17 protein-coding genes and 2 rRNA genes are annotated in these 20,317 nt (G+C 72.6%); 4 read left to right on the top strand and 15 right to left on the bottom strand.

The window, feature by feature from the left end; genetic code table 11:
- Nucleotides 1-148: 148 nt before the first annotated feature.
- Nucleotides 149-775, bottom strand: a complete 627-nt coding sequence (locus RCO28_RS38280; protein ID WP_308946015.1) for an NUDIX hydrolase — start codon at nucleotides 773-775, stop codon at nucleotides 149-151.
- A gap of 82 nt (nucleotides 776-857) precedes the next feature.
- A complete protein-coding gene (locus tag RCO28_RS38275) occupies nucleotides 858-2,534 on the bottom strand; it encodes a CTP synthase (protein WP_308946014.1) in 1,677 nt (558 codons plus the stop codon).
- 439 nt (nucleotides 2,535-2,973) lie between these two features.
- Here RCO28_RS38275 and RCO28_RS38270 point away from each other — a divergent pair, with 439 nt between their 5' ends.
- Nucleotides 2,974-4,776, top strand: a complete 1,803-nt coding sequence (locus RCO28_RS38270) for a glycoside hydrolase family 15 protein (RefSeq protein ID WP_308946027.1) — start codon at nucleotides 2,974-2,976, stop codon at nucleotides 4,774-4,776.
- Between the two features lie 124 nt (nucleotides 4,777-4,900).
- The gene (locus RCO28_RS38265; RefSeq protein ID WP_308946013.1) at nucleotides 4,901-6,583 is read left to right on the top strand and encodes a PucR family transcriptional regulator; all 1,683 of its coding nucleotides are present in this window, start codon (nucleotides 4,901-4,903) and stop codon (nucleotides 6,581-6,583) included.
- Nucleotides 6,584-6,622: 39 nt separating this feature from the next.
- On the opposite strand, the gene RCO28_RS38260 is transcribed toward RCO28_RS38265, so the two are convergent.
- The 5 genes from RCO28_RS38260 to RCO28_RS38240 all read right to left on the bottom strand — a co-directional run bounded on the left by RCO28_RS38260 (nucleotide 6,623) and on the right by RCO28_RS38240 (nucleotide 12,036).
- Nucleotides 6,623-7,765 (bottom strand): glycosyltransferase family 4 protein, encoded by a 1,143-nt coding sequence (locus tag RCO28_RS38260; protein ID WP_308946012.1) that lies wholly within the window; start codon nucleotides 7,763-7,765, stop codon nucleotides 6,623-6,625.
- Nucleotides 7,766-8,118: 353 nt separating this feature from the next.
- Nucleotides 8,119-9,867 (bottom strand): DNA repair protein RecN, encoded by a 1,749-nt coding sequence (recN, locus tag RCO28_RS38255; protein ID WP_308946011.1) that lies wholly within the window; start codon nucleotides 9,865-9,867, stop codon nucleotides 8,119-8,121.
- 81 nt (nucleotides 9,868-9,948) lie between these two features.
- On the bottom strand, nucleotides 9,949-10,887 hold the full coding sequence (locus RCO28_RS38250) for an NAD kinase (RefSeq protein ID WP_308946010.1): 939 nt from the start codon (nucleotides 10,885-10,887) through the stop codon (nucleotides 9,949-9,951).
- A gap of 20 nt (nucleotides 10,888-10,907) precedes the next feature.
- Nucleotides 10,908-11,723 (bottom strand): TlyA family RNA methyltransferase, encoded by an 816-nt coding sequence (locus RCO28_RS38245; protein WP_308946009.1) that lies wholly within the window; start codon nucleotides 11,721-11,723, stop codon nucleotides 10,908-10,910.
- 7 nt (nucleotides 11,724-11,730) lie between these two features.
- On the bottom strand, nucleotides 11,731-12,036 hold the full coding sequence (locus tag RCO28_RS38240) for a hypothetical protein (protein WP_308946008.1): 306 nt from the start codon (nucleotides 12,034-12,036) through the stop codon (nucleotides 11,731-11,733).
- 42 nt (nucleotides 12,037-12,078) lie between these two features.
- Here RCO28_RS38240 and RCO28_RS38235 point away from each other — a divergent pair, with 42 nt between their 5' ends.
- Nucleotides 12,079-12,426, top strand: a complete 348-nt coding sequence (locus tag RCO28_RS38235; RefSeq protein WP_308946007.1) for an SCP2 sterol-binding domain-containing protein — start codon at nucleotides 12,079-12,081, stop codon at nucleotides 12,424-12,426.
- An 18-nt stretch (nucleotides 12,427-12,444) separates the two neighbouring features.
- Here RCO28_RS38235 and RCO28_RS38230 read toward each other — a convergent pair whose 3' ends face one another.
- The 4 genes from RCO28_RS38230 to RCO28_RS38215 form a co-directional block, all read right to left on the bottom strand.
- Nucleotides 12,445-13,323 (bottom strand): ABC transporter ATP-binding protein, encoded by an 879-nt coding sequence (locus RCO28_RS38230; protein ID WP_374991327.1) that lies wholly within the window; start codon nucleotides 13,321-13,323, stop codon nucleotides 12,445-12,447.
- Nucleotides 13,320-14,357: an iron chelate uptake ABC transporter family permease subunit gene (locus RCO28_RS38225; RefSeq protein WP_308946005.1), complete on the bottom strand. Its 1,038-nt coding sequence runs from the start codon at nucleotides 14,355-14,357 to the stop codon at nucleotides 13,320-13,322. Before RCO28_RS38225 ends, RCO28_RS38230 begins: the two co-directional genes overlap by 4 nt.
- Entirely contained in the window at nucleotides 14,354-15,412 is a 1,059-nt protein-coding gene (locus RCO28_RS38220; protein ID WP_308946004.1) for an iron chelate uptake ABC transporter family permease subunit, read from the bottom strand. The genes RCO28_RS38225 and RCO28_RS38220 overlap by 4 nt, the downstream gene beginning before the upstream one ends.
- A gap of 134 nt (nucleotides 15,413-15,546) precedes the next feature.
- Nucleotides 15,547-16,575 (bottom strand): HAD hydrolase-like protein, encoded by a 1,029-nt coding sequence (locus tag RCO28_RS38215; RefSeq protein ID WP_308946003.1) that lies wholly within the window; start codon nucleotides 16,573-16,575, stop codon nucleotides 15,547-15,549.
- Nucleotides 16,576-16,650: 75 nt separating this feature from the next.
- Between RCO28_RS38215 and RCO28_RS38210 the strand changes: the two genes are divergently transcribed.
- Nucleotides 16,651-17,925 (top strand): DUF1015 domain-containing protein, encoded by a 1,275-nt coding sequence (locus RCO28_RS38210; protein ID WP_308946002.1) that lies wholly within the window; start codon nucleotides 16,651-16,653, stop codon nucleotides 17,923-17,925.
- Nucleotides 17,926-17,999: 74 nt separating this feature from the next.
- Here the strand turns inward: RCO28_RS38210 and RCO28_RS38205 are convergent, their stop codons facing one another.
- The 4 genes from RCO28_RS38205 to RCO28_RS38190 all read right to left on the bottom strand — a co-directional run.
- On the bottom strand, nucleotides 18,000-18,767 hold the full coding sequence (locus RCO28_RS38205; protein WP_308946026.1) for a tetratricopeptide repeat protein: 768 nt from the start codon (nucleotides 18,765-18,767) through the stop codon (nucleotides 18,000-18,002).
- Nucleotides 18,659-19,750: a hypothetical protein gene (locus tag RCO28_RS38200; RefSeq protein WP_308946030.1), complete on the bottom strand. Its 1,092-nt coding sequence runs from the start codon at nucleotides 19,748-19,750 to the stop codon at nucleotides 18,659-18,661. The genes RCO28_RS38205 and RCO28_RS38200 overlap by 109 nt, the downstream gene beginning before the upstream one ends.
- A 220-nt stretch (nucleotides 19,751-19,970) precedes the next feature.
- Nucleotides 19,971-20,087, bottom strand: a 5S ribosomal RNA gene (rrf, locus tag RCO28_RS38195).
- Between the two features lie 133 nt (nucleotides 20,088-20,220).
- A 23S ribosomal RNA gene (locus RCO28_RS38190) occupies nucleotides 20,221-20,317 on the bottom strand; the annotation flags it as partial.

The raw sequence follows: 20,317 nt of genomic DNA, 5'->3' as shown, positions 1-20,317 counted from the left end.
CGCACAGAGCCCGCCCGCGGTCGCGGGACGGGGAATTCCGAGCGTAGTTCACGCTCTGTGCAGGGTCGGGTGGAGCGCGGCGGACACATCCCCCGATCGGATCAGGAGATGGTCACACCGGAGAGCTGCGGGAGTTCGGGCGACCGGCTCAGGCCTCGAAGGGGCGCGCGGGCCAGGGTGCGTCCGCCGGTCGGAGCGCGTCGAGGCCGTCGCCGCGCTCGGCGGCGACCAGCGAGAGGACGCCCACGACCAGGCAGTTGTGGTGCAGCTCGCCGGCGAGCACCCCGCGGACGAGTTCGTCGAGGGGGACGCGGGCGATCTCCATGTCGGCCTCCTCCTCGTCGACCTCGAAGCGCTCGCCGTCCGCCTCGGACAGGTCGCGGGCGAGGAAGACCCGGATTGCCTCGTCGCAGCCGCCGGGTGAGGAGTAGATGTCGGTGAGGACCCGCCAGTCCTCGGCCTTGACGTGCGCCTCCTCGTACAGCTCGCGCTGGGCGGCGTGCAGCGGGTTCTCGCCGGGGATGTCGAGCAGTCCGGCCGGGATCTCCCAGAGGCGGTGGCGCACGGGGTGGCGGTACTGGTTGATGACGAGGACGCGGCCCCGCTCGTCCAGGGCGAGGACGGCGACCGAGCCGGGGTGGACCTGGTAGTCACGGGTCGCGACGCCGCCGCCGGGCATCACCACGTCGTCCGTGCGGACGCTGGTCTTGTTGCCGACGAACGGGGTCGCGGTGGCCGTGATCCGCCACTCGTCGGCGGTGTCCTTGAGCGTCATGACGTACGTCCTCCCACATGCCCACATGAAGAAACCGGGGTACAGGCCGCGAACGGCCCGTACCCCGGCAACCGTATCTCCGCTACTTGGCGGCCTTGCCCTTGGCCTGCTTCGCGGCCTGCTGACGCTCGACCGCGGCCTTCACCAGACCGGCGAAGAGCGGGTGCGGGCGGGTCGGCCGGGAGCGGAGCTCCGGGTGCGCCTGGGTGGCGACGAGGTAGGGGTGCACCTCGCGCGGGTACTCGACGTACTCGACGAGCTTGTTGTCCGGGGACGTGCCGGAGAAGACCAGGCCGGCCTTCTTCTCCAGCTCCGCGCGGTACGAGTTGTTGACCTCGTAGCGGTGGCGGTGGCGCTCCTCGACGTACTCCTTGCCGTCGTACGTCTCGCGCACGATGGAGTCCTCGCCGAGCTTCGCCGGGTACATGCCGAGGCGCATCGTGCCGCCCATGTCGCCCTCGCCCGCGACGATGTCGAGCTGCTCGGCCATGGTGGAGATCACCGGGTGGGCCGTGGCGGTGTCGAACTCGGTGGAGTTGGCCTCGGGGATGTCGGCGAGGTTGCGGGCCGCCTCGATCACGATGCACTGCAGACCGAGGCAGATGCCGAGCAGCGGCACCTTGTTCTCGCGGGCGTACTGGATCGCGCCGATCTTGCCGTTCACACCGCGGTCGCCGAAGCCGCCGGGCACGAGGATCGCGTCCACGTCGGCCAGCTGCTTCTTGGCGCCGGCCGCGGTCTTGCAGTCGTCCGAGGTGACCCACTTGACCTTGACGCGGGCCTTGTTGGCGAAGCCGCCGGCGCGCATGGCCTCGGTGATCGAGAGGTACGCGTCCGGAAGGTCGATGTACTTGCCGACCAGGGCGACGGTGACCTCGTGGTTCGGGTTGTGCACCCGGTCGAGCAGGTCGTCCCACTGGGTCCAGTTGACGTCGCGGAACGGCAGGTCGAGCTTGCGGACGACGTACGCGTCGAGGCCCTCGGTGTGCAGCACCTTCGGGATGTCGTAGATCGACTTGGCGTCGATGGCGGCGACCACCGCGGCCTCGTCGACGTCGCACATCAGCGAGATCTTGCGCTTGATGGAGGTCGGCACCTCGCGGTCGGCGCGCAGCACGATCGCGTCCGGCTGGATACCGATGTTGCGCAGGGCGGCCACGGAGTGCTGGGTCGGCTTGGTCTTCAGCTCGCCGGACGGGCCGATGTACGGCAGCAGCGAGATGTGCACGACGAAGACGTTGTCCCGGCCGACCTCGTGGCGGACCTGGCGGACCGTCTCCAGGAACGGCAGCGACTCGATGTCGCCGACGGTGCCGCCGACCTCGGTGATCACGACGTCCACCTCGTCCGTCGCCATGCGGCGGATGCGGGACTTGATCTCGTTGGTGATGTGCGGGATGACCTGCACGGTGTCGCCGAGGTACTCGCCGCGCCGCTCCTTGGCGATGACCTGCGAGTAGACCTGGCCGGTGGTGACGTTGGCCGAGCCGTCGAGGTCGACGTCGAGGAAGCGCTCGTAGTGGCCGATGTCCAGGTCGGTCTCGGCGCCGTCGTTGGTGACGAACACCTCGCCGTGCTGGAAGGGGTTCATCGTGCCCGGGTCGACGTTGAGGTAGGGGTCGAGCTTCTGCATCGTGACCCGGAGACCCCGTGCCTTGAGGAGCTGCCCCAGGCTGGAGGCGGTCAGGCCCTTGCCGAGGGAGCTGGCGACACCCCCGGTGACGAAGATGTGCTTGGTCGTCGTGGCTTTGGGCGGCATGGCCAAGAGGGGGCTCCCGTGGTCGCGAGGTGGTGGTGCGTACCGGCAACCAGGGCCCGGAATCGTTGAATTCCCGGGAGTTGCCGTCGCTGCGGTTCGGGGTTCTTGAAACCACCGCTCCACGGGCTACCAGGGTATCAGCGACACAGGGAGGCTGCTTCCGGCCACGCTCCGCGCAGCCCGCCGAACGCTCCGTACGCATCACTACGGGACGACCATGTGACCGTCACCCGACGCTCACCCGTTCGGCGCAGCCGCATTGCCCCGAGGGGCGCGCGGATCACTAGGGTGCGTCGTATCCTGCTCGGACGTTCGCTGCCGAGCCGGGCCGGAGCACGGCATCACCCCGCCCGACCGGAATCCCCAAGCTCGTCAACGACCCTTGACTGCATGGCAAGCGCCCCGCGGGGCGGACGTGGCCGTTCGACTGGAGATGTACGTGGCCGGGCGCATCGAGGATTACGCACTCATCGGAGACATGCAGACAGCGGCGCTGGTCTGCAGAGACGGCACGGTCGACTGGCTGTGCCTGCCGAGATTCGACTCTCATGCCGTGTTCGCCGGGCTACTCGGCACCGAGGAGCACGGCTTCTGGCGGCTCGGCCCCGAGCACGGCGAGGACGCCGGGCCGCCGGCCGCCACCCGCAGGACGTACCGCGGCGACTCCCTGATCCTCGAGTCGGAGTGGGACACCCCGCGCGGCACCGTCCGCGTCATCGACTTCATGCCGCCGCGCGAGGGCGCGCCCCAGCTGGTGCGCATCGTCGAGGGCGTGAGCGGGCGCGTGCCGATGCGCTCGGCGCTGCGGATGCGCTTCAGCTACGGCCGGATCGTGCCGTGGGTGCACAAGGTCGACGGGCGCACGGTGGCCGTCGCGGGCCCCGACTCCGTATGGCTGGACACGGACGAGGAGACGTACGGCGAGCACCTGACGACGTACTCGGACTTCACCGTGGCCCCGGGTGAGCGGGTGGCGTTCTCGATCACCTGGGAACCCTCGCACAAGGCGCCGCCCCCGCTGCACGAACCGGAGCACGCCCTGGAGGCGACCGCCGAGTTCTGGCGCGAGTGGGTCGAGCACTGCACGTACCACGGGCCCTACCGCGAGGCCGTCGTGCGCTCGCTGATCACGCTGAAGGCGCTGACGTACGCGCCGACCGGCGGGATCGTGGCGGCGCCGACCACCTCGCTGCCGGAGGACATCGGCGGCTCCCGGAACTGGGACTACCGCTTCACCTGGCTCAGGGACGCGGCGATCACGCTGTCCTCGCTGCTGCGCACCGGCTACCGCGAGGAGGCGCGGGCCTGGCGCGAGTGGCTGCTCCGCGCGGTCGCGGGCGACCCGGAGAACCTGCAGATCATGTACGGCATCGCGGGCGAACGGGAGCTCGGCGAGGCCGAGTTGGACTGGCTGCCGGGGTACGAGAACTCCCAGCCGGTGCGCGTCGGCAACGGCGCCGCGCACCAGCTGCAGCTCGATGTGTACGGCGAGGTCACCGAGGCACTGCACCTGGCCCATATGACGGGCCTGGCGCGCAGCGACTACGCCGCGCTGCTGCAGCTCAAGCTGATCCGCTACCTGGAGACGCACTGGGACCAGCCCGACGAGGGCATCTGGGAGGTACGCGGGCCGCGCCGGCACTTCGTGCACTCCAAGGTGATGGCCTGGGTCGCCGTGGACCGCACGATCAAGCTGATCGAGTCCGGTGACGTGGACGGCCCGCTCGACCGGTGGCGGGAGCTGCGGGACGACATCCACCGGGACGTCTGCGAGAAGGGCTACGACCCTGAGCGCAACACGTTCACGCAGTCGTACGGCTCCAAGGAGCTGGACGCCTCGCTGCTGCTCATCCCGCAGATGGGCTTCCTGCCGCCGGACGACAAGCGGGTCGTCGGCACGATCGAGGCGATCCAGCGGGAGCTGTCCACGGAGGACGGCTTCGTGCTTCGCTACCCGACCTCCGGGGACGACGCGGGCGTGGACGGCCTCGAGGGCGACGAGGGCGCGTTCCTGGCCTGCTCGTTCTGGCTCGCGGACGACCTCGCGATGATCGGCCGGGTCGACGAGGCGCGCGAGCTGTTCGAGAAGCTCCTCTCGCTCCGCAACGACCTGGGCCTGCTCGCCGAGGAGTGGGACCCGCGGCTGCAGCGGCAGGTGGGCAACTTCCCGCAGGCCTTCAGCCACGTCCCCCTGATCGACACGGCGCTCCGCCTGACGGCTTCCGGGGCGTACGGCGGCTGATCCCGCTGTTCTTTGCCCTGCGGCCCCTCGGTTCTGTTGCCGGGGGGCCGCGGCCGTACGCAGGCGGTACCGCGTGGGGCGGGGTGGGTGTCCCCGGGCGGCGACCACAGGTAGCGTCCCGCGGATGGACACGCACAACCCCCAGGCCGGGATCACCGTGCAGCGCGCCCTCGAACTGCCCGGACTGCGCAGCGGCCTCCCCGAGGTCGTCGCCTGCTCCGACCGGCTGCAGCGCACCGTGCGCTGGGTGCACGCCGGTGAGGTGCCGAACATCGCGTCGCTGCTGAAGGGCGGCGAGCTGCTCCTGACCACCGGGCTCGGGCTCGGAACGCGCCCCGCCGAGCAGCGGGCGTTCGTACGCAAGCTCGCGGAGCGCGGGATCGCGGCGCTCGTCGTGGAGCTGGGGCCGCGCTTCGCCCGGCTGCCCTCGGCGATCGTGGAGACGGCGCGCTCGGCCGGGCTTCCGCTGGTGCAGCTGCATCGCGAGGTGCCCTTCGTGACCGTGACCGAAGAGGTCCACACGGAGATCGTCAACGGCCACTACGCCCTCCTCAAGGAGGCCGACGAGGTGCACCGGCGCTGCACCGAGGCGCTGCTCGCCGGGGGCGGAGCGCCCCAGGTCCTGTCCGTACTGGCCGAGTTCTGCGGCAATCCGGTGTTCCTGGAGACCGCGGACGGGCAGCTCCTGTACGCGGCCGGGCCCGCCGCGGCCTCCGAGGCGGACGGTCCGGTCGTCGATCCGCTCCAGGTGTGGGAGTCGCTGCGCGGCCGGGCCCGGGGCGAGGGGCCGCCCGCGGGGTCGGTGCTGATCGACGTGCCGGGCGGGGGTCCCGGTGCACCCGGTACCTCCGGTACGAGTGGGGTACGGGCGCGGATCGCGCTGCTCGCGGTGTCGGGGCCGGTGCAGCCGGTGCACCGCATGGCCGTCGAGCGGGCCGCCGGTTCGCTCGCCGTGGTCCTGATGCAGGCGCGGCAGGAGGAGGAGCTGGCGGCGCGCGGCCGCGGTGACTTCCTGTCCGACCTGGCCGAGGGCCGCATCAGCGCCGAGGACGCGCCCGCGCAGGCCCGGGTGCTCGGCTTCAGGCCCGGCTCGGGGCCGCTGCTCCCGGTGGTGATGCGGGTCGCCGAATCGCTGGTGCCGAGCGGGAGTTGGGCGGTCCTCGCGCGGGCGGTCGCGGAGGAGCTGGCGGCGGTGGGGGTGCCCGTCCTGGTCGGCGTACGGCCGGTGGAGGGGCGGGTTCCGGTGCTGCTCGGGCTGCGGTCCGAGTCGGAGCGTACGGCGGTGGCCGACCGGGTCGCCGAGGCGATGCGGGCCGGGCTTCGGCAGGCGGACGAGCGGGCCGGGGTGCAGCGCGCCGGGGTGCGTCCGCCCGTCGTCGTCGTCGGTGTGGCGGGCGGCTGGGCCGCGGCGTCGGCGGGGCTGCGGCACGCGGCGGAGACGGCGACGGCGGCGCAGGGCCTGGTGGACCGGCCGTGGTACGACGCCCGGCGCCTGGACACCGAGCTGCTGCTGTGGCGGCTGCACCGCCATGGCGACGGAACGGCTCTGGCGGCGTTCGTGGAGCGCGCGATCGGGCCGCTCCAGGACCACGACCGGCGCGCGAAGCCGCCACTGCTGCCCACCCTGGAGACGTACCTCGCCCACGCGGGCCGCAAGGCGGAAACGGCGCGCGAGCTGCACCTCAACCGCCAGACCCTCTACAACCGCCTGGCCCGCATCGCGGAACTCCTCGGCACGGACCTGGACGACCCGCAGACGGTCCTCGCCCTGAGCCTGGCGCTGCGGGCTCGGCGCCATGTGGAGTGAGGCCGGCCGCGGAGTCCCGACGGCGACTCCCTGAGCGCCTCAGCGCCGGAACGCCCCCGCCAATTCGTCGTACACGCTGAGAACCTGGGCCACCGTATCGTCCTCCGTCGGCCAACTTGCCGCCTGGGTACGGCCGTTGGCGCTGAGACGGGCGTGGCGGGCGGGGTCGGTCAGGAGGCGGGTCACGGAGGTGGCGAGGGCGGGGGCGTCGCCGTACGGGACGAGTGCGGCGGCGTCGCCGACCAGTTCGGGGAGGCCGCCGACGGCCGTCGCGACCAGCGGGACGCCCGCGTGCAGGGCCTCGTGGGCCAGGATCGAGCGGGACTCCCAGCGGCTGGGAAGGAGCGCCACGTCGGCCGCCGCGAGGAGGTCCGGGACATCGCCGCGGCGGCCGAGGAGGCGTACGGGCAGGCCCTCCGCGTCGATGCGGCGCTGCAGCGGGCCGCGCTCGGGACCCTCGCCCGCGATCAGCACGAGCGGTACCGGGGCGAGGCCGCGCCAGGTGCGGGCGGCGTCCAGGAGCGTGTCGTAGCCGCGGTACCGGTCGAGGGAGCCGACCGCGAGCAGCAACGGGCGGTCCACGGCGCCCAGTTCGGCCCGCGTCTTGTGGTGCGTCTCGTCCGGCACCGGGCGGCGCGGCGCCGGGAACGCGACGGGTGCGAGGCGGGCGTCCCGGGCGCCGCTGCCGCGCGCCCGGTCGACCAGGTCGGACGACGTACCGAGGAGCACCGCACTGGAGCGCGCCACCCGTCGTTCGAGAAGCCGCTGCACCCGCGCCCGCGCGCCCTCGGCGTACGCCCGGGTGTGCCAGGTGACGACCAGGGGCGTACGGCCGAGCACGGGCACGGGGCGGCGGCCGCGCAGCGCGAGCGAGGAGCGGAGCGCGGCGTGCAGCCCGTGCGCGTGCACCAGGTCCGCCTCCGCGCAGGCGCCGCGCAGGGCGACCACCGAGACCGGGTCGCTGCGCCGCGGCACGGGCACGAACTCGGCACCGGCGGCGGTGAAGTCGTACATCCCGTCGAGCTCGGCGGGGGCGCACACGGTCACGCGCACGCCGCGCGCGACGAGGCCCGCGGAGAGGGAGCGGACGTGCGCGCTGCTGCCCGCGCTGCCGCCGCCGAGCACCTGCACGGTGCGCAGGGGCGGCCGGCCCTGGGGTGGGGGGCTGCTCACGTGGGTCACGTGGCCGGACTCCTGGGTCGGCTTCGTCGGATGGGTCCGCCGCGGTGCCCGGTGCGGACGCCCGTGGGGGGCGGGCCCGTCGGGCGCCTCGTGCCGGTGGTGTCCGGAACGTGCGCGGGGCGGCTGTGCGGAACGCCTCGCCAAGGATGCCAGCCCGTACGGGAGTTCCGGCACCGCCGGTGGTGGGCAGCCGTGTCGGGGCGGGGGCCGGGCTCGGCGGATCACCCACACGGGTGAGCGTTCGTGTGCTCGTCCGTGGGGTGCCTCGCTACTCGCCGTAGTCGTGGGGCGAGGACGGACCACCGGGCCGCACCCGGCGACGAAACAGCACCCCACACACGGTAGAAGCCGAATCAGTCCCCCCGAGCCGCAGCAAGCAGCTCCTCCGCGTGGGCGCGGGCGCTCTGAGAGTCCTCCTGGCCCGCGAGCATCCGCGACAGCTCGCGGACCCGGTCCTCGCCCTCAAGGACCTTCACGCCGGAACGCGTCACCGAACCGTCGTTCGTCTTCTCCACGAGCAGCTGCCGGTCGGCGAAGGCCGCCACCTGCGGCAGGTGCGTGACCACCACGACCTGCGCGGAGCGGGCGAGCTTCGCGAGCCTGCGGCCCACCTCGACGGCCGCCTTGCCGCCGACGCCCGCGTCCACCTCGTCGAAGAGGTACGTCGGTACGGGGTCGGAGCCCGCGAAGACCACCTCGACGGCGAGCATCACGCGGGACAGCTCACCGCCCGAGGCGCCCTTGGCGATGGGCCGCGGCGGCGCTCCGGGGTGCGGGGCGAGCAGCAGCTCCACCTCGTCCACGCCGGTCGCGGTGTACGCCACGGGCCGGCCGCCGACCTCGATGCCGTCGGCGTCCTCGGCGACCTCGGTCTGCCGGATGTCGATGGTCACGCGCGCGTGCGGCATGGCGAGCGAGGCCAGCTCCTCGGTGACCGCGGCGGCGAAACGCTCCGCCGCCTCCGTCCGCGCGTCCGTCAACGCCTGGGCGAGACCGGCGAGTTCGGAGCTGAGGGCGTCCCGCTCGGCTGCCAGTTCACCGATCCGGTCGTCGTCCCCGTCGAGTTCGGTGAGGCGGTCCGCGCTCTGCTCGGACCAGGCGAGGACGCCATTGATGTCCTCGCCGTACTTGCGGGTGAGCTGGGTGAGGGCGGCCCGGCGCTCCTCGACGGCGGCGAGGCGCAGCGGGTCGGCGTCCAGGTCGTCCGCGTACCCGGCGAGCTCGCCCGCCACGTCGGCGAGCAGGATGCCGATCTCGCCGAGCCGTTCGGCGAGCGCGGAGAGGGCGGGGTCGTGCGAGCGGACCGCGTCGAGGGCGCGCTGCGCACCGCCGACGAGCAGTCCGGCGTCGACGCCCTCGGGGTCCTCGGGGTTGCCGGCGAGCGCGGCGTGGCCGGCCGCCGCGGCGGAGGCGAGGGCCTCGGCGTGGCCCAGGCGCTCGGCCTCGGCGGCGAGTTCGACGTCCTCGCCCGCGCGCGGTTCGACGGCGGCGATCTCGTCGAGGCCGAACCGCAGCAGGTCCGCTTCCTGGGCGCGTTCGCGGGCGCGGGTGGTCAGCTCGTCGAGCTCGACGGCGACCGCCCGCAGCCTGCGGTAGGCGGCCGCGTACTTCTCCAGCGGGACGGAGACCGCCTCCCCCGCGTACCGGTCGAGGGCCTGCCGCTGCCGGGCGGGCTTGAGGAGGCCCTGCTGGTCGGTCTGTCCGTGCACGGCGACCAGGTCGTCGGCGAGCTCGCCGAGCAGCCCGACCGGCACGGACCGGCCGCCGAGGTGCGCCCGCGAGCGTCCTTCGGCGGAGACCGTACGGCTGATGAGCAGCGCCCCGTCGTCCAGCTCGGCCCCCGCCTCCTCGGCGCGTACGACAGCCGAGGACTCCGCGGGTACGGCGATCCGCCCCTCCACCACCGCCGACTTCGCACCGATCCGCACCAGGGCCGGGTCCGCGCGCCCGCCGAGCAGCAGGCCGAGGCTGGTGACGACCATCGTCTTGCCCGCGCCTGTCTCGCCGGTCACGGCGGTGAAGCCTGGTGACAGCTCGACGACCGCGTCGTCGATGACTCCGAGCGACCGTATCCGCATCTCCTCCAACACGGACCTGACCATACGAGGTTTCCCCCGCGCGGCGCGACGTCACCCCTGTTTCGGCGCCGAAGCCACAGGTCGAAGGCTCACCGGGGTCACTCGTCAGTGGGGCGCCCCGCGCCAGCCGGAGACCGGCAGCGCGAACTTGGCGACAAGCCGGTCCGTGAACGAGGCGTGGTGCAGCCTGGCGAGGCGTACGGGCACGGCGCCACGGCGGACCTCGACGCGCGCGCCGGCGGGCAGCTCCACGGTCCTGCGCCCGTCGCACCACAGCACGCCGTGCGGCGTGTGCGGCTGCACCTCGACGGCGAGCACCGAACTCGGCGAGGTCACCAGGGGTTTGGCGAACAGGGCGTGCGCACTGATCGGCACCATGAGCAGCGCCTCGACCTCCGGCCACACCACGGGCCCGCCCGCCGAGAACGCGTACGCCGTCGAACCCGTCGGGGTCGCGCAGACGATGCCGTCGCAGCCGAAGCCGGAGACGGGACGGCCGTCGATCTCCAGGACGACCTCCAGCATCCGCTCGGGCGACACCTTCTGCACGGCGGCCTCGTTCATCGCCCAATCGGCGTGCACGACCGAGCCGTTGTCGCGGACGAGGACGTCGAGGGTCATGCGCTCCTCGACCTCGTACGAGCGGGTGACGACGCGGTCGACGACCTTGTCGAGGTCGTCGCGCTCGGCCTCGGCGAGGAAGCCGACCCGGCCCAGGTTGACCCCGAGCATCGGCACGCCGGAGGCGCGGGCGAACTCGGCGCCGCGCAGCAGCGTGCCGTCGCCGCCGAGGACGACGATCAGCTCGCAGCCGTCGAGGACGTCCGGGGTGGCCTCGTGGACCCGCTCCACGGTCGGGGGCAGCGGCAGGTCACAGGCCTCGGCCTCCAGGACGCGCACGCCGAGGCCGCTCTTCAGGAGGCCCTGGACGACGAGTTCGGCGCTGCGCACCGCGGCGGCCCGGCCGGTGTGCGCGAGGAGGAAGACGGTCCGCGCCGCCCCGTCGGCCGCCTCTGTTTCCTCGGCGGTCTCGACTTCCGTCACCGCTCCCCCTCCGCTGGTCGTCAACTCGGTCCCTCCGCCACTGCACGGTCGACATCGGCCGGGTCGAGCTCGGGTGCCCCGGCCGTGAGCCACAGAAAGTACTCGACGTTCCCGGACGGTCCGGGCAGCGGGCTCGCGGTGACCCCGCGCACTCCACAGCCCAGCTTCCAGGCCTGCGCCGCCACGGTCCGCACGGCCTCGGCGCGCAGCTCGGGGCTGCGGACGACACCGCCGCTGCCGAGCCGCTCCTTGCCCACCTCGAACTGCGGCTTGACCATCAGGACCAGGTCCGCCCCGGCCGCCGCGCAGCCCACGAGGGCGGGCAGCACCAGGCCGAGCGGGATGAAGGAGAGGTCGCCGACGACGAGGTCGACCGGCTCGCCGTCGATCGCGTCGAGCGTCAACTCCCGTACGTTCGTACGGTCCTTGACGGTGACCCGCGCGTCGCTCTGCAGGGACCAGGCCAGCTGTCCGTACCCCACGTCCACAGCGACGACATGGGCGGCGCCGGCGCGCAGCAGCACGTCCGTGAAGCCGCCGGTGGAGGCGCCCGCGTCCAGGGCGCGGCGGCCCTCGACCTGAAGGCCCTGCGGGACGAAGGCCGCGAGGGCGCCCGCGAGTTTGTGTCCGCCGCGCGAGACGTAGTCGGGGTCGTCGTCGTCCACGGACACCACGATCGCGGCGCCGGTGGCGACCTGGGTCGCCGGTTTGGTCGCGGTGTTGCGGTCGACGGTGACGCGTCCGGCGGCGATCAACTGGCTCGCGTGCTCGCGTGAGCGCGCGAGTTTGCGGCGCACCAGCTCGGCGTCGAGGCGGCGGCGTGCCACTCCTGCCACGTTCGGTTCAGCTCCTGTGGTCGTACGGCCTTGAGGGGGCGGGGGCCGGTGGGCCCTGGCGTGCGTCGAGCGCGGTCAGCGCGGAGCGCAGCCCCTGGTGTACATCCTCGTACACCTCGATGTGTCCGTCCGTGGCGAGGTGGTCGACATCGGCCAGGCGCTCCAGCTGCGCGTCCACGTCGGCGTCGCCGGTGGCGGTGCGCGGGACGCCGAGCGGGCGGGGCTCGGCGGGGTCGGGGGCCTGCTCGTCCTCGGCCGGGTGCGGGACGGCCGCCTCGGGCTGCGGCTCGGCGTCCGGCATCGTGTCGCTCATGGACCCGACGCTACCGCGAAGCGCTGGGGTACCGTCGTCGCGATGGCGACGATCAAGGAGTGCCGCAGCGCACTCAGCAGGCTTTCGGACAATCTCGCGCACGCCGACGGGGAGGTCCGCGGCGCCGCCGCGCTCGACCGCTCGCTGAGCTGCCGCATCACGGACCTGGACGTCACGTTCACGGGACGCCTGGAGGACGGCCGCATCCAGGTCGCCGACGTGCACGACGGCCCGCCGCAGGAGAAGGCCCAGATCCGCCTGGCCATGACGGGCGACGACCTGGTGGCCCTGGTCGACGGCGAGCTGAACTTCGCGAAGGCCTGGGCCACGGGCCGGGTCCGCCTGGAGGCGGGCGTCCGGGACCTGCTGCGGCTGCGCTCGCTCCTGTAGCCCGATCCCGGTACGCCGCTACTTCCGCAGCGCCTCCGTACGGCTCCTGCGGGCGGCCGGTACGACCAGCGGGGTGCCGGTCTCCGGGTCGTCGATGACCTGGCACGGCAGGCCGAAGACCGCCTCCACCAGGTCGGCGGTGACGATCTCGGACGGGGCGCCCTCGGCGATCACCGCGCCGTCGCGGAGCGCGATCAGGTGGGTGGCGTAGCGGGCGGCGTGGTTGAGGTCGTGCAGCACGGCGACGAGCGTGCGGCCCTGCTCCTCGTGCAGTTCGGCACAGAGGTCGAGCACGTCTATCTGGTGCTGGATGTCGAGGTACGTGGTGGGCTCGTCCAGGAGCAGCAGCGGGGTCTGCTGGGCCAGGGCCATGGCGATCCACACGCGCTGGCGCTGTCCGCCGGAGAGTTCGTCGACATAGCGGTCGGCCAGCTCGCCGACCCCGGTGGACGCCATCGACTCCCGTACGACCCGCTCGTCCTCCGTCGACCACTGCCGAAGAAGGCCCTGGTGCGGGTAGCGGCCGCGGGCCACCAGGTCGCCGACCGTGATGCCGTCGGGCGCGATCGACGACTGCGGCAGCAGGCCGAGCGTCTTGGCGACCTTCTTCGCGGGCATCGAGTGGATGGTCTGCCCGTCGAGCAGCACGCGCCCGTGCGAGGGCTTCAGCATCCGCGAAAGGGCGCGCAGGAGCGTCGACTTGCCGCAGGCGTTGGGCCCGACGATCACGGTGAAGGAGTTGTCCGGAATCTCGACCGAAAGCCGCTCCGCGATCACACGCTGGTCGTAGCCGAGGGTCACGTCGTCGGCGATGAGGCGATTCACTGCGGTGCTCCTGGGTGCGGTGGGGTCGGTCGTCGGATCAGGGGACGGCGAAGGGATGCGTTTCCGGCTCATATCCGCCCCGCCCTGCGCTCGGAGACGAGCAGCCACAGCAGATACACGCCGCCGAGCACCCCCGTGAGCACGCCCACGGGCAGCGTGTCCGCGCCGAACGCCCGCTGCGCGGCCAGGTCGGCGGCGATCAGGAGCACGGCGCCCATCAGCAGCGACGCCACCAGGTTCGGGCCGGGCGACCGGGTGAGCCGGCGCGCCAGCTGCGGCGCGGTCAGCGCCACGAACGAGACGGGCCCGGCCGCTGCGGTCGCCGACGCGGTGAGCAGGACGGCCGACAGCATCAGCACGATCCGCGTCCGCTCGGGCCGCACGCCGAGCGCGTACGCCACGTCGTCGCCCATCTCAAGCATCCGCAGCGGCCGGGCGTACGCGAGGACCAGCGGTACGAGGACGGCGCACAGCCAGAACAGCGGCTCGACCTGGTCCCAGTCCCGCCCGTTCAGTGAGCCCGCCATCCACACGTACGCGCGGGCCGCGTCGACCAGGTCGGCCTTGGTCAGCAGGTAGCCGTTGAGCGCGGTGAGGATCGCGGCGGCGCCGATGCCGACGAGCACGAGCCGGTAGCCGTGCACCCCGCGCTTCCAGGCGAGCAGATAGATCAGTACGCCGGTGAGGAGCCCGCCCACGAGCGAGCCCGCGGCGACCGCGACGGCGCTGCCCTGGAACAGCACGATGACCGTGAGCGCGCCCACCGTCGAGCCCTGGCCGAAGCCGATGATGTCCGGACTGCCCAGCGGATTGCGGGAGATGGACTGGAAGATCGCCCCGGCCAGGCCGAGCGAGGCCCCGACGAGCAGCCCGACCAGGACCCGCGGCAGCCGCAGGTCGTTCACGATGAACGTGTGCGCGGTCGTGCCGTCGCCGAGCAGCGTGCTGATGACGTCGGTGGCCGGGATCTCGAAGTCGCCGGTGCCGATGAGCACGACGGCGACGGCGAGCGTGGCCACGCAGAGCAGCGCTCCGACGACGAGGGCGCGCGGCTCGATCCGCACGGAGAGACCGCTCTCGGTACGGACCGCCTTCAGGGACTTCACAGCTGAGCCATCCTCCGGCGTCGTACGAGGTAGATGAAGAGCGGGCCGCCGATGAGCGCGGTGACGATGCCGACCTGCAGCTCGGAGGGGCGGGCCACGACCCGGCCGATGACGTCGGCGCCGAGCAGCAGCACCGGCGACAGGACCGTCGCGTACGGCAGGATCCAGCGCTGGTCGGGGCCGGTGAACGCGCGGACCATGTGCGGCACCATCAGGCCGACGAACGCGATCGGCCCGCAGGCCGCGGTGGCCGCTCCGCAGAGCAGGGTCGCGGCGGTCATGGCGAGGATCCGGGTGCGGTTGACACGCGCGCCGAGCGCGACGGCGGTGTCGTCGCCCATCGCCATCGCGTTCAGCGGCCGGGCGAGGCCGAGCGCGAGCAGCAGGCCGACGGCGATGAACGGGGCGACCTGCCCGATGGTCGACATCGACGCCGAGGCCAGCGAACCGACCGTCCAGAAGCGCATCTTGTCGAGGGCCGAGCTGTCGAGCAGCATCACGGCGTTGATGTAGCCGATCAGGGCCGCGGTGACCGCCGTACCCGCGAGCGCGAGCCGTACCGGGGTGGCGCTGCGGACCCCGCCGAGCGCGTACACGAGCACGGAGACGACGGCGGCGCCGGCGAACGCGAACCAGACATAGCCGGTGAGGGAGGTGACGCCGAGAAAGCTGATCGCGCTGACGACGGCGGCGGACGCGCCCGCGTTGATGCCGAGCAGCCCGGGGTCGGCGAGCGGATTGCGGGTCAACGCCTGCAGCACGGCCCCGGCGAGCCCGAGCGCGGCCCCGACGAGCAGCCCGAGCAGGGTGCGGGGCAGCCGCAGGTCCCTGATGACGACGTCGTTGTCCGTGCCGGTGGCGGAGAACAGCCCGTGCCAGACATCGGCGACGGGGATCTGCTTGGCGCCGACGGCGATGCTCGCGACGACGACCAGGGCGAGCACGCCCACGGCGAGAAGGAGCCCGACAGCGCGGATCGCCTGCCGCCCGCGGGTTGCCGCGGGCTCGGGCGGGGGCGCCTCGGTGCGCTCGGGAGAGGGACTGTCGACCAACACCCGGTTAGGTTAGCCTACCCTCCTAACGGCTTGACCTGCCCGTCCCGGCACTCCTGGCCCGCGCACTCCTGGCCGCTCCCGGCCCGCCCTGAAGCCCTCATAACCTCAGAGCCTCAGAACCCGAGCCGAAGCCCTCAAAGCCCGAGCCGGGCCAGCGCCTTCCCCGCGTCCAGGCCGCACTCCCCCGCACCGGCCACCGTCCACGCCGCCGCGCACAGCGCCCGCAGCCCGTCCATCGGCTCGCCGTCCCCGTCGAGTTCGAGCACCTCCGCACCGGCCCGCGCCACGAAGGAACCGCAGCGGAACCCGTCCCCGTCCGCCGCCACCTCCGGCTGCCCGGTCAGCAGGCCGCGCAGATCCGTGTCCACGTACGTCGGCCGGTGCTCGGGCGGGGCCGCGAGCAGCTGGGCCGCGTCGGTCACCCCGGTCAGCACGAGCAGCGAGTCCACCTCACCGTTGAACGCGCCCTCGATGTCCGTGTCCAGACGGTCACCGACGACCAGCGGCCGCTCCGCCCCGGTCCGCAGGATCGTCTCCCGGTGCATCGGCGGCAGCGGCTTGCCCGCCACCTGCGGCTCGGCGCCGGTCGCGATCCGTACGACCTCGACCGCCGCCCCGTTGCCGGGCGCGATCCCCCGCGCACTCGGAATCGTCAGATCCGTGTTGGACGCGAACCACGGCACGCCCCGCGCGATCGCATAGCAGGCCTCGGCGAACCGCCCCCACGCCAACTCCGGCCCGCCGTACCCCTGCACGACCGCCGCCGGACCGTCCTCCGCCGACTCCACCGGTACGAGCCCCCGCTCCCGCAGCGCCGACCGCAGCCCCTCGCCGCCGATCACCAGGACCTTCGAGCCCTGCGGCACCTGCTCGGCGATCAGCCGGGCCACCGCCTGCGCGGAGTTGATCACGTCCGCGGCCTCGGTCGGCACCCCGAGCTCGGTGATGTGCTCGGCCACCACCTCCGGCGGCCGCAGCGCATTGTTCGTCACATACGCGAGATGCATCCCCCCGGCCCGCGCCGCGAGCAGCGACTCCACCGCGTACACGATCGCCTCACCGCCCGTGTACACCACCCCGTCCAGGTCGAGCAGCGCCGTGTCGTACGCCTCGCTCAACGCCCGCTCACTGCCGCCCGGGCTCGTCCTGACGGTCTGGCTCATCACGTACGGCTCCTCGACTCGACGACTCTCCCCCCGATCATCTCGCACTCCAGTGCCCACCCATACGATGCAGGCATGAACACCACAGGTCCGGACGGCAAGGGGCTGCGCCTCACCCCCATCCGGGGACTGCGCTACGTCCCCGACCGCGTCGGCTCGCTCGCCGCAGTGACGTCCCCGCCGTACGACGTGGTGGTGCGCCCGGACGGACTCCTGCACCTGGAGTCCGCCGACCCGCACAACATCGTCCGCCTCATCCTGCCGCAGGCCGACACCCCCGAGGCGCGCCACCAGCAGGCCGCCGACACCCTCCGCCAGTGGCTCGCCGACGGCATACTCGCCCCCGAGGCCGAACCCGCCCTGTACGTCTACGAGCAGCGCAACGGCGACCTCCTGCAGCGCGGACTCATCGGCGCCCTGGAACTCTCCGAGGCCCACGAGGGCGTCGTCCTGCCGCACGAGGACGTCATGCCGCACATCGTCGAGGACCGCGCGGACCTGATGGGCGCCACCGCCGCCAACCTCGAACCACTGCTGCTCACCTACCGCGGCGAGGGCACCAGGACCGGCGCCACCGCGGTCATCGAACGCGCCGTGAACCGCCCGCCGCTGCTCGCCACGACCACCGAGGACGGCTTCAGCCACCGCCTCTGGTCGGTCACCGACCCGGCCGAACTCGCCGAGATCCAGGCCGACTTCGCCCGCCGCCAGGCCCTGATCGCCGACGGCCACCACCGCTGGGCCACCTACCTGCGGCTGCGCGGCCGCCACGCGTCCCCGTCTCCGTGGGACCACGGCCTGGTCCTGCTCGTCGACACGACCCGCTATCCGCTGCAGGTCCGCGCGATCCACCGCCTCCTGCACGACCTGCCGGTCGCCGACGCCCTGACGGCCGTCGCCGACTCCTTCCGCGTACGCCGCGTCGACGCCCCTCTCCCGCGCGCCCTCGACGCCCTCGCGGAGGCGGCCGCCGAGTCGAACGCGTTCCTGCTCGCCGGCGACGGCACGTTCCACCTCGTCGACCGCCCGGACCCCGGCCTCCTGGCCCGCACGATCCGCCACGACCGCCCGGAGCTGTGGCGCACCCTGGACGCCACGGTCCTGCACTCCACGCTCCTGGACCACATCTGGCGCATCCCGGACGACCCGGACCACATCGCGTACATCCACGACACCCGCGCCGCGGTCCAGAAGGCCGAACACGACGGCGTTACGGCGGTCCTGATGCACCCGGTCCGCGAGGAGGTCGTACGCGAACTGGCCCGCCAGGGCGTCACGATGCCCCGCAAGTCCACGTCCTTCGGCCCGAAGCCGGCCACGGGCCTGGTCCTGCGCAGCCTGGAGCACTGAGCGACCCAGAGGCGATACGAAAAAAGGAGGGGCGGGACCGATCCGGTCCCGCCCCTCCTTCGCGCCACGGCTACTTACTGGTCGTCGTCCTCGTCCTGGCCCTGGTCCTGGTCCTGGTCCTTCTCCGCCTCGGCTGCGGGCGTCACGTCGGTGTCCGCCTCCTCGTCGAAGGCGTCGACGAACTCCACCCCGTCCATCTCGGCGAGCCGGTCGGAGGCGTCCGTGCTGCCGTCCCGGTCGGCCTCGGCGGTCTTGGCGAACCACTCGCGCGCCTCGGCCTCACGCCCGGCGGAGAGCAGCGCATCCGCGTACGCGTACCGCAGCCGCGCGGTCCACGGCTGCACGGAGTTCGACGCCAGCTCGGGGCTCTGCAGCGTCACGATCGCCGCGTCCAGCTGCCCCATGTCACGGCGCGCACCGGCGGCGACGAGACGCATCTCGACCTGCCCGGCCTTGTCGAGCTTCTGCACCTCGGCCTCACCGGCCATGTCCAGGGCCTTCTCGGGCCGCCCGAGCCCACGCTCACAGTCCGCCATGACGGGCCACAGCTCCGCGGACCCGGTCATCCGCCGCGCGGCCCGGAACTCGGCGAGCGCCTCGGAGTACTTCTGGTTCGCGTACGCGGCGAAGCCGGCCGCTTCCCGCACGGCCGCCACACGCGAGGCGAGCCGCAGGGCCACCCGCGAGTAGCCGTAGGCCTGCTCCGGGTCCTCGTCGATGAGCTTGGCGACCATCACCAGGTTCCTGGCGACGTCCTCCGCGAGCCCCTTCGGCAGGCTCTGCAGCTCCTGGCGTACGTCGGCGTCGATCTCCTCGCCGGTGACGTCGTCCGGGATCGGCAGCCGCTTGATCGGCTCGCGGTCGGGACGGTCGTCGCGGCGCGGGCCGCGGTCGTCCCGGCCGTCACGCCCGCGGTAGCCACCGCCACCGCCACCTCGTCGGTCGTCACGCCGGTCGTCACGCCCACGGAACCCACCGGGGCGTCCGCCCCGGTCGTCCCGACGGGGGCCACGCCCACCACGGTCGCGGTCATCGCGCCGGTCGTCCCTACGGTCGTCGCGGCCCCGGAAACCTCCGCCTCCGCGCCGGTCGTCGTCACGCCGGAATCCACCGCGGTCGTTGTCCCGCCGGTCGTCACGGCGGTCATCGCGACGGTCATCGCGACGGAAGCCACCGGGTCGGTCATCGCGACGGTCATCCCGTCGATCGTCACGCCGGAATCCACGGTCGCGGTCGTCGCGCCGGTCATCCCGCCTGTCGTCGCGGCGGTCATCGCGACGGAAGGGGGGCCGCCCGCCACGGTCGTCGCGCCGATCGTCCCTACGGTCGTCACGCCGGAAACCACCGCGGTCGTCACGGCGGTCATCGCGCCGGTCGTCCCGACGGAAGCCACCGGGGCGGTCATCCCGACGATCGTCACGCCGGAATCCACGGTCGCGGTCGTCGCGACGGTCATCCCGCCTGTCGTCGCGGCGGTCATCGCGACGGAAGGGGGGCCGCCCGCCACGGTCGTCGCGGCGATCATCACGCCTGTCGTCCCGGCGGTCGTCCCTGCGGAAGCCGGGGCGGTCGTCACGCCGCGGGTCGTCACGCCGCTCGTCCCGCCGGAATCCACCACGGTCGTTGTCACGGCGGTCATCGCGACGGAATCCACGGTCGCGGTCATCGCGCCGGTCGTCACGTCGGTCATCCCGACGATCGTCCCGACGGAAGCCGGGGCGGTCGTCACGACGGTCATCGCGTCGGAACCCGCGATCGCGGTCCCTGCCGCGGTCACGGTCGTCGCGCCGGCCTTGGCCGCCGCGATCACCGCGGTCACCGTCACGGCGCGGTCCGCCGCGGTAGCCGCCTCGGTCCCCGTCGTCCCGCCTACGCTGCTCGCGTTCGGGACGATCGTCGGGAGAGTTGGTCGACATCGGTGACTCCTGTCTTCGGTACCGCAGTCATTCTTGCGCACCCGGCTTCGGGCCGCGCTTCGACGAATAAACAAAAAAGGACCCTTGGTCCCAGCGTGAACGCTGGGACCAAGGGTCCTCCTAAGAATTGTTCGGCGGCGTCCTACTCTCCCACAGGGTCCCCCCTGCAGTACCATCGGCGCTGTGAGGCTTAGCTTCCGGGTTCGGAATGTAACCGGGCGTTTCCCTCACGCTATGACCACCGAAACCCTATGAAGTATCCCGTCGAAAACGGGACGCTGAACAGGGCAGCGAACAAGCACACTCTTTAGTTGAGTAATTGTTCAGCCGACAACAGCTGTTCGTTACTTCAGAACTAACACAGTGGACGCGAGCAACTGAGGACAAGCCCTCGGCCTATTAGTACCGGTCAGCTCCACACCTTACGGTGCTTCCACATCCGGCCTATCAACCCAGTCGTCTACTGGGAGCCTTAA

This window comes from Streptomyces sp. LHD-70 (assembly GCF_031157275.1).
Lineage (GTDB): Bacteria > Actinomycetota > Actinomycetes > Streptomycetales > Streptomycetaceae > Streptomyces.
The sequence above is the reverse complement of the archived record's forward strand: the minus strand, read 5'-3'. Positions and strand labels throughout refer to the sequence as shown.